Origin of the sequence: Bifidobacterium kimbladii, assembly GCF_032193675.1 — a bacterium.
In the GTDB taxonomy this organism is placed as follows: Bacteria; Actinomycetota; Actinomycetes; order Actinomycetales; family Bifidobacteriaceae; genus Bombiscardovia; species Bombiscardovia kimbladii.
The window spans coordinates 53,439-65,874 of sequence record NZ_JASTZZ010000007.1; the positions used below are offsets into that span (position 1 = coordinate 53,439).

The window sequence follows — 12,436 nt, forward strand, 5'->3', positions numbered from 1 at the left end:
ATACAGCGCTTCCTGACTAGCATGAAATACGGAGAAAGGTTCGGCTTCAGGCCGATGTTCCCAACGCTCCCGAAAGGATTTTTCATGTCACAGCTTCAGCACGAATTGACTGAGTTCACCACGCAGGCCTACCAGGACAACAAGACCTTCCCGGTCTCCAAGAAGGATCTGCTGGGCCACTGGTCCCTGCTCTTCTTCTACCCTGCGGACTTCAGCTTCGTCTGCCCCACCGAGCTGGAGGATCTGGCCAGCAAGTACGAGGACTTCAAGAAGATCGGCTGCGAGATCTACTCCGTCTCCTGCGACACCGAGTTCGTCCACAAGGCCTGGCACGAGGCCAACGAGAAGATCGCCAAGGTCCAGTACCCCATGCTGGCCGATCCGACCGCAACCCTGGCCAAGGACCTGCAGACCTACAACGAAGCCGAGGGCAAGGCCGAGCGCGGCGACTTCATTCTGACCCCTGAGGGCAAGGTCGTGGCCTACGAGGTCATCTCCTCCAACGTGGGCCGCAACGCCGACGAGCTGCTGCGCCGCGTCCAGGCCTCCCAGTTCGTCTACGAGCACGGCGATCAGGTCTGCCCTGCCAAGTGGGAGCCCGGCGAGGACACCATCGAGCCCAGCCTGGATCTGGTCGGTCAGCTCTGATCCGCAGCTGCCAACATCGGGAACTCGCCGATCGGAAGCGACCAGGGCGGGTTCCCTTTTCTGTATTCACGACCAGCATCCAACATCAGCACATCCGTGCATTCCTTCGGAAGAGGCATTCATGACGGAAGACAAGAATCTTTATGACGTGGTCGTCATCGGCGGCGGCCCTGCAGGCCTGAGCGCAGGCCTCTACCTGGCCCGGGCGCGGTACCGCACCCTGATCCTGGAGAAGGACGACTTCGGCGGCCAGATCACCATCACGGCCGACGTGGTCAACTACCCGGGCGTGGCCAGCACCGACGGCCGCAAGCTGACCGAGACCATGCGCCAGCAGGCCCAGAACTTCGGAGCCGAGTTCATGAGCGCCGAGGCCACTGGCATCGAGGCCCAGGGCGACATCAAGGTGGTCCACACCTCCCGGGGCGACCTGCGCACCTTCGGCATCCTGATCGCCACCGGCGCCAGCCCCCGCAAGATAGGCTTCCAGGGTGAGCAGGAGTACGCGGGCCGTGGCGTGGCCTACTGCGCCACCTGCGACGGCGAGTTCTTCACCGGGCGCGAGGTCCTGGTGGTAGGCGGCGGGTTCGCGGCCGCCGAGGAGTCGGTCTTCCTGACCAAGTACGCCACCAAGGTGACCCTGCTGGTGCGCGAGGAGGACTTCACCTGCGACGCCGCCGTGGCTGACGAGGCCCGGAACAACGACAAGATCGAAATCCATTACTCCACCGAGCTCAAGGGGGTCTCCGCAGGCCCCGGCGGGCTGGTCGAGGCCTCCATCCTGGACCGCAAGAGCGGACAGACCACCACCTGGAAGCCCCAAGACGGCGGCACCTTCGGCGTCTTCGTCTTCGCCGGCTATGTGCCCCAGACCGGCATGCTCAAGGGCGTGGTGGATCTGGACGACCACGGCTATGTGCTGACCCACGGCTACCTGGAGACCTCGGTGCCCGGCATCTACGCCGCCGGGGATCTGCGGGTCAAGAACCTGCGCCAGGTCATCACCGCCACCTCCGATGGGGCTGTGGCCGCCGTGGAGCTGGAGCGCTACGCCTCCAATATGTCGGACAAGACCGGCCTGGTGCCGCCGCGACCCGACGATTCCCCCTACGCCCGCTCCGAGCGGCAGGCCGAGAACTCCGCACTGGCCTCGGGCACCTCGCCCGCGCCTGTGGCCCAGGAGCACGACCAGGCTCCGGCCAAGACCTCCGGCTTCTTCGGGCCGGACATCCGCAAGCAGCTGGACATGGTCTTCGGCAAGATGACCGGAAAGCTGGAGCTGGCCCTGGACCTGGACGGCAGCCAGGTCTCCAAGGAGCTGGAGGCCTTCGTGGACGAGCTGGTCGGGCTCTCCGACGGCAAGCTGACCTCCAGGGTGGACTCCCGCACGGATGAGGACGGCAAGGATTACGATCCCGCCGGCGACCTGCCCGATGCCCGCCCCAGCGTGCGCATCTGCCGCGTGGACGATCAGGGCGTCGCCCAGCCGACCGGGTTGGCCTTCCATGGCGTGCCCAGCGGCCACGAGTTCAACTCCTTCGTCCTGGCCCTCTACAATGCGGCGGGCCCGGGCCAGCAGGTGGATCAGCCCACCTCGGACCGGATCGATGCCATCAAGGACCAGGTGGACGTGATGATGCTGGTCTCCCTGACCTGCACCATGTGCCCGACCACGGTCCTTTCCGCCCAGCGGGTGGCGGCCCAGAACGGCAAGGTGCGCGCCGAGGCCTACGACCTGGCCCACTTCCCCGAGCTCAAGGATCAGTACCAGGTCATGAGCGTCCCCTGCATCGTGATCCGCAAAGATGGCCAGGAGACCGTGGAGTTCGGCAAGAAGTCCGTTCCTGAAATGCTGGATCTGATCGGGGCCTGACCCTGGGTCTGAGCCTGAACAGAGTCTGAGAAGGCGCTGGCGTCAATGCCCCTGTGGCGATGATGCCAGCGCCTTCTCTGATGTATGCCGCTGAATTATATTGATGAAAAACTATGGATATTATCCACGGTTTGCACTATGCGTTCTATCAGCAGCCGCAGGAGTGACGGATGACCAGATCCGCCTTGATGATCTGCACGTCGGGGACCTGGTCCGGCTCCAAGGCCGCATTCATGGCGCAGGCGGCGATCTTCTCGGTGTCCTGCTGCATGGTGGTCAGCTGAGGCCAGGTGTAGAGGGAGTCGACGGTGCCGTCGAAGGAGACGATGGCCACGTCTTCGGGGATGCGCAGCCCGCGCTCATGCAGGGCCCGAAGAGCACCCATGGCCTCCATGTCGGAACCGGCGAAAATGGCCTGGGGCGGCTTGCCGCTGTCGATCAGGTCCAAGGTGGCGCGATAGCCGCCCTCGCGTGTGAAGAAGGCCTGGCGAATCCTGCCGGCGGGCAGGTTGGCGTTCTGGTGGGCCGCGTACCAGCCCTGGATTCGCGCGTCGCCCCGGTCGTCGGGGGAGCCGCCAAAGAGCATGTCAACGCTGCAGTGCCGGTGCTCGATCAGGTGCTGGGTGGCGGTCAGGCCAGAGTGGAAGAAATCGGTCGACACGCTCTTGGCGTTGGCCACCCGGTGAGGCTGGTCCATGAAGACGAAGCGGCTCTCCTCAAGATGAGCCATGCTCAGCTGTGTGTAGCTGCGTGAGGATGAGAGGAAAATGGCGTCAACATTGCGCTCCAACAGCTGCCTGATGGACTGCTCCTCCAATTCGGGGTCGCTGCGCACGTTCATGAAGAGGACTGAGTACCCCCGTCGCATGGCCACCGTCTGCAGCTCGTCGTAGATGCCGGCGCTGAAGGGGTTGGACGAATCCGGCACGATGACGCCCAGCATCTTGGAATACCCGGTGCGCAGGGCACGCGCCGTGGGGTTGGGGTGGTAGTTCAGCAGCTTCGCCGCCTCGCGCACCCGCTTGGATGTGTCCGGAGCCACAGCCCTGGGTCCGTTGTTGAAGACGTAGCTGACCACCGCCGTGGAGACGTTAGCCAGCTTGGCCACATCCGTGCGTGTGGCCCTTCTGCGTTGTCGGAGATTCTTATCGTTTGCAGCCATCAGAGCTCGTTCCCATCTGCCTATTCACCAGTCTCAATTCATGCTACCCGGAATATAGAATCTACTCGAATTGATATTGTTTTCAAACTCCGTTCAACACCGCCATTGACCTGCCCGCACATGCCGGGCTATAGCCGGAAAATCAAGGGAAATGGCACCAAATTTCCAACCGTTGCGAAAGCCCTTGTCTTCAAAAGCAGCTGTTCAGGCAATCGGCGTCAGATATTTGACAGATGAATCTACTCGTGTATATTAAGAAACACGAATGAGTTCCTGTTCGCATGGAACGCGTTCGGCAACGAAGCAACCTACGAAGGAGTGGTTGATGAATAGGATCAAGACGGTGGCGGCGGTCGGCATCTGCTGCGCTATGGCAATAACCTCATTGGCTGCCTGCGGCTCTTCCTCCTCCGGGGGCAAGAAAACCGTGGAATTCATGACCATGCAGTCAACGGGGACCCCCCAGCTCAAGGCTCTTCAGGGCCTGGGCAAGAAGTTCGAAGAAAAGAATCCGGACATCACCATCAAGATGGTTCCGGGCACCAACAACAACGAGAACGACATCAAGGTTCGCCTGGCGGGCCACAACCCTCCGGACATCTGGAACACCCACGGCTGGTCGCGCGACCGCTACGGCAACTTCCTGGAGCCGCTGCAGAACAGGCCCTGGGCCAAGCGGCTCAAGCCGATAGGCAACGAGGTATTCAAGACCAAGGACGGCAAGTTCTACGCCCTGCCCGCCGACATCCAGGTGTCGGGCATCATGTACAACCAGACGGTCATGGATGCGGTCGGCATCGATCCCAAGTCCATCGACACCTGGGACGCTTTTGAACAGGCCTGCACGAAGCTGAAGGCCGCCGGATACACGCCGCTCATCTCCTCCAACAAGGACGCGGGTCCCAACGGGGATCTTGCCGATTACATGCTTCCGGGCATGTATGACGAAAGCCAGCTCAAGGATCTCTCCAAGGGCAAGTTCGATACTGCGGTCTACGAGAAGTACACCTCCAGGGTGGCCAAGTGGGCCAAGGACGGCTGGTTCAATGTGGATTACACCTCCGCCTCCCAGGATGACATCTCCAGGCTGATGGCCCAGGACAAGGCCGGCTTCTCCTTCCGCGCCAACGGCAGTTCCCAGCTGATCGAATCCTACAACCCCAACGTCAAGCTGGGCATGATGCCGGTTCCCGCCGAGGTCGGCAAGCCCTACTTCTCCACCGGCGAGGACACCCTGACCTTCGGCGTCTCCAAGACCAGCAAGAACAAGGACGCGGCGCTGAAGTTCATCGACTTCATGGCCGAGCCTGAAAACCTGCAGAAGCTGGTCGACGTGAGCATGAACGATTCGGTCCTGACCGGCGTCAAGTCCGCACTGGGGCAGTTCGAGCCGACCTACAACTACTGGGTGAACGAGAAGAAGACCAAGCTGGTCCCCTTCTTCGACCGCAAGTACCTGCCCAACGGCATGTACAACACCTTGGCCAAGTCCACCGACGGTCTGCTGACCGGTCAGCTGACTGCACAGGCCGCTGCGGATCAGGTCAAGACCTCCTTCAACAGCCTGTATGGCCAGAAGTCTTCCTGATTAGTCGACCAAGAGGAGTCGAGTCATGACAGATAGTCGCTCAGGGGCGATTCCTTCGCAGGACACCCAATCCGGATCACCGTTACATGGGGATGGCAGGAATGCATCCGTTGGCCACGGCAGGGGTCCCTCCCCGCGTCGTCGCCGCTTCAGGGGTGCCTCGATCAATCTCTTCTATCTTCCTGCCGTCATCCTCCTGGTGGTCTTCATCATCTATCCGCTCCTGTCGGGGATCGGGCTTTCCCTGACAAACTGGGACGGGTACAACGACGCCAAGTCCTTCGTGGGGCTGGCCAACTACAAGCAGATGCTGACTGACACCAACTTCAAACAGGTGGTCATCAACACCTTCATCTACGGCATCGGCAGCACAGTGCTCCAGCAGATCCTGGGCTTGGCTCTGGCGCTGCTGCTGAACGCCAAGATCAAGGGGCGCACCCTGATCAGGGCCATCATCTACCTGCCCGCTCTGGTGGCCCCGGTCATCATGGGCATCATGTACTACTTCGTCTTCCAGTACCAGCAGGGCGCTCTGAACGCCGTCATGACGGCGCTGGGTCTGCACAAGGTGGCCTGGTTCAACAATGCGGGGTTCTCGGTCTGCATCATCGTGCTGGTGAATTCCATCCAGTTCGTCGGCGTCTCCATGATCATCTACCTGGCTGGTCTGCAGACCATGGACCAGGAGGTCGTCGAGGCCGCCGAGGTCGATGGGGCATCCGGCTGGAAGAAGTTCTGGAACATCACCCTGCCGCTCCTGTCGCCCGCCTTCACGACCAGCGTGGTGCTGAACCTGATCGGAGGACTGAAGCTCTACGACATGGTCAAGGTGCTGACAGGCGGCGGCCCCGGGTATGCCACCAACTCCATCTCGACCTATATCGGCACGATCTACTTCGACAACCAGGCGGCCGGGTATGCCTCGGCCATCGGGGTCTTCCTCTTCGTCCTGATTGCCATCGTGACCTGGCTGGTCAACAAGGGACTGGCCAAGCTGGATTGGGAGGCCTGACATGGCTAGCAAGAACAAGAATGAGATGACCCCTGCCGAGCGGTCATACCAGCGTGGGCGTTGGGCCATCTACCTCTTCCTGGTCATCGTCTGCCTCTGCCAGCTCCTGCCCTTCTACCTGGCGATCACCACCTCGCTCAAGCCCTCGGATGATCTGAGCTCGGCCCTGAGCATGCGCACCCATGACATGGCATGGTCCAACTGGACCGAGGCCGTCAATGAGGGCGGCATCCTCAAATCCGTGCTCAACAGCGTGGTGGTGACCGTGGGGACGACGGCCCTGGTCTGCGTCCTGGGAGCGGCTGCGGCCTACCCCCTGGCTCGTCGCCTGACCCGGTTCAACAAGCTGGTCTCGGCCTTCATCCTCTCCATGATGATGATTCCGCCCCTGAGCATTCTGGTCCCCCTCTACTCCTTCCTGGTGAAGATCGGCGGGGTGAACAACTACTGGGGCATCATCGTGGTGCTGACGGCCACCAACCTGCCTCTGTCGGTCTTCCTCTACACGGCCTTCATCAAGGCCATACCCCCGGCGATCGACGAGGCCGGCGAGCTGGACGGAGCCAACAAGCTCCAGGTCTTCATGCGCCTGGTCCTGCCCATGCTCAAGCCGGTGACGGCGACCGTGGTCATCATGACCGGCTCGACAGTATGGAACGACTACGCCCTGTCCAGCTACATCCTGACCGACCCCTCGGCCCAGACCATCGCTCCTCGCGTGGCCTCCTTCTTCTCGGCCAATACCAACAATCTGGGCGTCGCTGCAGCGGCATCCCTGATTGCGGCAGCCCCCATGGTGGTCGCCTACATGTTCCTGCAAAAGTACTTCATTGCAGGGATGGTGGCCGGAGCAGTCAAGTAGTCTATCAATCAGGAGCCGCCCAACTGCAGTGGGGCGGGCGGCTCACTGGTTCATCAAGCATCGTTGTTTTTGCACATTTGTGCCGTAGTTACTAAAGGATTTTTCATGCTCTTTCCACAGCCGGTCCATTCTGATCAGCCACTCACCTATATGGCCCTGGAGCCCATTACGCCGGGTGCCGATATTCCTGACATCAGGGGGCTCTATGCGGGTCCCGACCTGGATGGCTTGGAACAGACCCCCGCCTGGACCTCGACCCATTCGCCCCTGCTGCTGGAGCATGCACAGAACACCTACCTGCATCCGGGCCTGACCGGGCATCGGATCGCCCAAGGCCCCGAAGGCATCCAGGCCGGGCGTTCCTGGTCGCCCCGTTTCCTGGTGGAAGGCCAGACCGAGCAGACCGCCGACTCGCTGACCATCAAGGCCCGTGACGAGGATGCCCAGCTTGGGTTGGAGACCAGGGTGGAGGCCATGGCCGGCGGCTCCCTGCGTGTTCGCCACACCCTGCGCAACCTGGGCGCCGACCCCTTCCTGCTGGAGGGTCTGGAGGTCCGCCTGCCCTTGGACGACCAGCAGACTCAGATTCTGGACTTCGCCGGCAGGCACGAGCGTGAGCGCAGCCCCCAGCGCCACGACCTGGCCGACGGGGCCTGGGTGCGCGAGTTCCGCTGGGGTCGCACCGGCTTCGAGGGGCCTGTGGTCATGGTGGGCACCCCCGGCTTCGACTTCCATCACGGCAGGGTGCTCTGCGTTCAGCCGGCCTGGAGCGGGAACACCGTGCTCCGGGTGGACCGGAACAGCGCCACCCCGGCCGGCGTCAGCGCTGGCGAGCTCCTCCTGCCCGGCGAAGTGGTCCTGGACCAGGGCCAGGAGTACAGCACGCCCTGGATCGTGGTCACGGCCTCCGACCATGGCATGGATCCGATCATGAACAGCCTGCACGCCTGGGAGCGCACCCTGCCCGAGCATCCGCGCGAGCAGCCGGTCATCCTGAACGTCTGGGAGGCCATCACCTTCAACCACGATTTCGACACCCTGCGCGACCTGGCCGACCGGGCCGCACGCATCGGGGTGGAGCGGCTCGTTCTGGATGACGGCTGGTTCCACCTGCGCCGGGACGACAAGGCCGGTCTGGGCGACTGGTGGGTGGACCCTGCGGTCTGGCCCCAGGGTCTGGAGCCTTTAGTTGATTATGTCCATAAATTGGGGATGCAGTTCGGCCTCTGGTTCGAGCCGGAGATGATCAACCCGGATTCGGACGCCTTCCGCGACCATCCTGAGTGGGTCATGAGGGCATCCTCCAGAAACCCGGAGCTGCAGCGCAACCAGCTGGTCCTGGACCTGACCAACCCCCAGGCCTTCAACCACGTGCTGGAGGCCATGACCAAGGTCCTGGAGTCCTGCCGCATCGACTACGTCAAGTGGGACCACAACCGCGACCTGCTTGAGGCCGGTTCCCAGGCCCACGGTGGCGCGCCGGCCATCCACGAACAGACCCTGGCCTACTACCGCCTGCTGGACGACCTCCGCGCTCGCTTCCCCAAGGTGGAGTGGGAATCCTGCGCCTCGGGCGGCGGCCGCATCGACCTGGGTGTGATCGAGAAGATCCGCCGCTTCTGGAACTCCGACATGACCGACGCCCTGAGCAGGCAGCTGATCCAGCGCTGGACCGAGCAGACCGTGGCTCCCGAGTACATTGGCGCCCACATCTCCCAGCCCTCCTCCCAGCAGACCGGCAGAACCTACAGCCTGGATTTCCGGGCGGCCACGGCCGTCTTCGGGTCCATGGGCATCGAGTGGGACATCCGCCAGGCCAGCGAGGAGGACCTGGAGCGGCTCAAGGAATGGATCGCCTGGTACAAGGCCAACCGCGGCTTCCTTCACTCCGGCCGCGTGGTTCGCCTGGACCTGGCCGACCCCTCGGTCCTGGCCCATGGCGTGGTGGCCCCCGACCGCAGCCGTGCCATCCTGGCCCACGTCCAGTTGGACGAATCCCTGCATAATCGTGGTGTTTATCTACGTATTCCCGGCCTGGACCCCAAGGCCCGGTATCGGCTGGCCTGGACCGGCCCCGCTAAGCCCAGAGCCTCGCTGGAGCACCTGGATCCGACGGGTCCGCTGGGCACCGCCGAGGTCACCGGCACCTATCTGGAGCGCGTGGGCATCCGCATACCCCGCTGCCAGCCCGAGACCATCCGCCTGATCGATTTGGTCCGGGTCTGACCTATCGCCATCTGTTACACCGCAGGGATGAAGGAGCACTGAATCATGAACCCAACCAGCCTTAGCCTGGGAGAGCCGGACTGGATCACGCTGACCACCGATGCCGACAGGGAGACCGCGCCCGCAGGCAGGCCCTTCGGCACAGCCCCCGATGCGAGGGTCAGCCTCAAGGGCGAATCCGCTCTGACGGTCAGCCTGACCGCCGGCTCCACCCCCATCCGGTCCCTGGCCCTGCGATGGACCAGGCCCATGCCCGCCGACGACCTCTACCTGGGCGACGCCTGGGAGCGTGGCTACGGCCGCATGGGTTTCCAGACCATGCGCGCCAACCGGTTCATGCCCTGGTACTTCCTGGCGGCAGGTCAGGAGCAGGCCGAGGGGTACGGGGTGGCCACCGGTGCCAACGCCTTCTGCTTCTGGCAGGTCGATACGGCCGGCATCACCCTCTTCCTGGACCTGCGCAACGGCGGCAGTGGGCTGGTACTGGACGGCCGGGAGCTTGAAGCGGCCACCATCATCTGCCTGCAATATCCGCTCCAGGAGCGGGCTGGCGGTCTGGTCTTTGCTGTGGCCAGCGACTTCTGCTCCCGGATCAGCCGCAAGGGCCTTATGCCCCCTAAACCGATCTACGGGAGCAACAACTGGTACTACGCCTACGGGGACTCCAGCCGTTCCCGGATTCTTGCCGATGCCGAGTATCTGGCCGACCTGACCCAGGGCAACGCCAACCGCCCCACCATGGTCGTGGACGACGGCTGGCAGGACCACCACCGGCTTGAGGACTACAACGGCGGCCCCTGGCGGCGTGGCAACGAGAAGTTCGGCGACATGGGCGCCCTGGCCGACCAGATCAAGGCCATGGGCATCAAGCCCGGCATCTGGTACCGTCCGCTCCTCAACGAGGACGAGGCCATTGCCGACCAGTTCAGGCTCCCGCACAACGGATGCCTGGACCCCTCGAACCCGCAGACCCTGGACTACATCCGCCAGGACATCGCCCAGCTGGGGGAGTGGGGCTACCAGCTGGTCAAGCATGATTTCAGCACCTTCGACCTGCTGGGCAGGTGGGGCTTCCAGATGAACCCCTGGCCCAGCCCGGACGGCTGGCACTTCTACGACCGGAGCCTGACCAGCGCCCAGGTGGTCAAGCAGCTCTACCGGGCCATATTCGAGCAGGCCACCAAGACCGGGATGCTGGTTCAGGGGTGCAACGTGGTCGGCCACCTGGGCGTCGGCTTCATGCAGATCAACCGGACCGGGGACGACACCAGCGGCCTGCAATGGGAGCGGACCAGGCAGATCGGGGTCAACACCCTGGCCTTCCGTCTGCCCCAGCACGGAAGCTTCTACGCCACCGACGCCGACTGCGTGGGCATATCCGACTCAATCGACTGGGAACTCAACCGTCAGTGGATGGATCTCTTGGCGCGGACCGGCACCCCGCTCTTCTTCTCGGCCCGCCCCGGCAGCCTGACCGCCGACCAGGAGGACCAGCTCAGGCAGGCGCTGGCCCTGGCCTCGACCGGCGGCGCCCATGCCATTCCCTCGGACTGGCTGGTCAACGACTGCCCTGAGATCTGGACTGACGACGGCGGCACCCGCCGATACTCCTGGTATCAGCCGGCTGGCCTGGAGTTTTCAGACAAGCCCGAGCGCTACGACGGCTATCTTTCCGCCGTTTAGAAGTAGATGACGGCCGTGCTCGGTTGGGATGGGCACAGCCGCCAGTTCGCCGGATTGCAGTGATGGGAACCCGGCCTTACTCGTGCGAAGTACAGTGGGGAATATTCGATAACGCCATTTACAGAGCCTCCCAAGAACTCTGCCGACTGTCTCCCCAACAGACGGTGCATGTCATCCGTTTCTGCGTCTTTGTACAGTTGATACAACCTTATCATTGCGCAATGACTATGACAGCCTGATCCAGTGTCGGCGGAACTCCTGATTGACGGGATGAGTAAACAGCGGCCGGGCTGGCTGGAGGTTGTTAAGCCTCCTGGCCGGCCTGGCCGTGTTTCCTCCTCTCCCGGGCGGGGGCGGGGGCGTGCATGCCTGCCCTCGGCTTCCGCCTGCGGAAGTGTGGTGGGGGCGCGGGAGAGAAGTGTCGGCTCTCTTGGGGTTTGAGCCTTCAGTGACACGTTCCTCCCTGCTCCCCCTTGATGGGCCGGGGGCGGGGGGATTGATACGCCGCCCGGCCGCTCTTACTCGTGCGAAGCGTGCAATAGTCGGCGTGTTTCCTGCCGGTGGCGGCGTGAGGCGAGGACCCCGCCCATGCCGGTCATGCCCGTGGCCAGGGCCAGCAGGATGCCTTCCCCTCCGGCCTTGGGGAGCACGCCTGCGGGCAGGTACGTGTACCTGAGGGAGGTGTCGGGCGTTTGGGGTGCGCCGCCCAGCGTGTAGTCCACGCTGACGGTGACCGTGCCCGGCTGGTGTGCGGGCGTGAGCACGCTGACACTATTGCCGTCGCCGCGCATCAGGCCTGATACGGCGGTCTGGTCGAACCTGACGCCGGTGATCACCGGTTGCAGGTTGAACACCACCGGCACAGGAACAGTCGAGTCTCTGGTGTTGCCGTTGCCGAGCTGGCCATACTGGTTGTATCCCCAGGCGTAGGCGTTCCCGTCGCTGCCCACGGCCAGCGAATAATGGTATCCGCCGCTGACCTGTGTGGCTTGCAGTCCTTTGCTCTTGTCGGTGGGGTTGGCGGGGTCGCGCACGCGCACCGGATTCGCAATATGGTCGCTGGTGGTGTTGTTGCCGAGCTGGCCGTCGAGGTTGCATCCCCAGGCGTAGGTATATCCGTCGCTGCCCACGGCCAGGGAATGATCGCGTCCGCCGCTGATGACCTGCAGGTAGGTGAAGTCCCCGGGCGTGCCTGCAGGCTTTTTCACCCTGACCGGCGTATGCTGGTCGGTTCTCGTCCCGTCGCCGAGCTGGCCAGCGTAGTTTCTTCCCCAGGCGTATGCGTTACCGTCGCTGCTCACAGCCAGGGAATGCCGGCACCCGGCGCTGACCTGCAGGTAGGTGAAGTCCCCGGGCGTGCCTGCAGGCTTTTTCACCCTGAC

Annotated in this window: 9 protein-coding genes; 7 read left to right on the forward strand and 2 right to left on the reverse strand. The window is 63.3% G+C overall.

The features are described 5' to 3' along the window. Window positions 1–84: 84 nt before the first annotated feature. Entirely contained in the window at window positions 85–648 is a 564-nt protein-coding gene (locus QRX41_RS08065) for a peroxiredoxin (RefSeq protein ID WP_015021096.1), read from the forward strand. Window positions 649–769: 121 nt separating this feature from the next. Beyond that, window positions 770–2,521: an FAD-dependent oxidoreductase gene (locus QRX41_RS08070; protein ID WP_313839879.1), complete on the forward strand. Its 1,752-nt coding sequence runs from the start codon at window positions 770–772 to the stop codon at window positions 2,519–2,521. Between the two features lie 148 nt (window positions 2,522–2,669). Here the strand turns inward: QRX41_RS08070 and QRX41_RS08075 are convergent, their stop codons facing one another. Further along, on the reverse strand, window positions 2,670–3,683 hold the full coding sequence (locus tag QRX41_RS08075) for a LacI family DNA-binding transcriptional regulator (protein ID WP_313839881.1): 1,014 nt from the start codon (window positions 3,681–3,683) through the stop codon (window positions 2,670–2,672). A gap of 325 nt (window positions 3,684–4,008) precedes the next feature. On the opposite strand from QRX41_RS08075, the gene QRX41_RS08080 reads away from it, so the two are divergent. From QRX41_RS08080 to QRX41_RS08100, 5 genes are all read left to right on the forward strand, one after another. Continuing rightward, a complete protein-coding gene (locus QRX41_RS08080; RefSeq protein ID WP_313839882.1) occupies window positions 4,009–5,271 on the forward strand; it encodes an ABC transporter substrate-binding protein in 1,263 nt (420 codons plus the stop codon). 25 nt (window positions 5,272–5,296) lie between these two features. Continuing rightward, window positions 5,297–6,283, forward strand: a complete 987-nt coding sequence (locus QRX41_RS08085) for a carbohydrate ABC transporter permease (RefSeq protein WP_313837593.1) — start codon at window positions 5,297–5,299, stop codon at window positions 6,281–6,283. 1 nt (window position 6,284) lies between these two features. Beyond that, entirely contained in the window at window positions 6,285–7,145 is an 861-nt protein-coding gene (locus QRX41_RS08090; RefSeq protein WP_313839884.1) for a carbohydrate ABC transporter permease, read from the forward strand. 105 nt (window positions 7,146–7,250) lie between these two features. After that, entirely contained in the window at window positions 7,251–9,371 is a 2,121-nt protein-coding gene (locus tag QRX41_RS08095; protein WP_313839886.1) for an alpha-galactosidase, read from the forward strand. A 45-nt stretch (window positions 9,372–9,416) separates the two neighbouring features. Further along, window positions 9,417–11,054, forward strand: coding sequence for a glycoside hydrolase family 36 protein (locus QRX41_RS08100; protein WP_313839888.1), 1,638 nt, complete (start codon window positions 9,417–9,419; stop codon window positions 11,052–11,054). A gap of 518 nt (window positions 11,055–11,572) precedes the next feature. Here QRX41_RS08100 and QRX41_RS08105 read toward each other — a convergent pair. Next, on the reverse strand, window positions 11,573–12,436 hold an 864-nt coding region (locus tag QRX41_RS08105; RefSeq protein ID WP_396176805.1), incomplete at its 5' end, for an RCC1 domain-containing protein.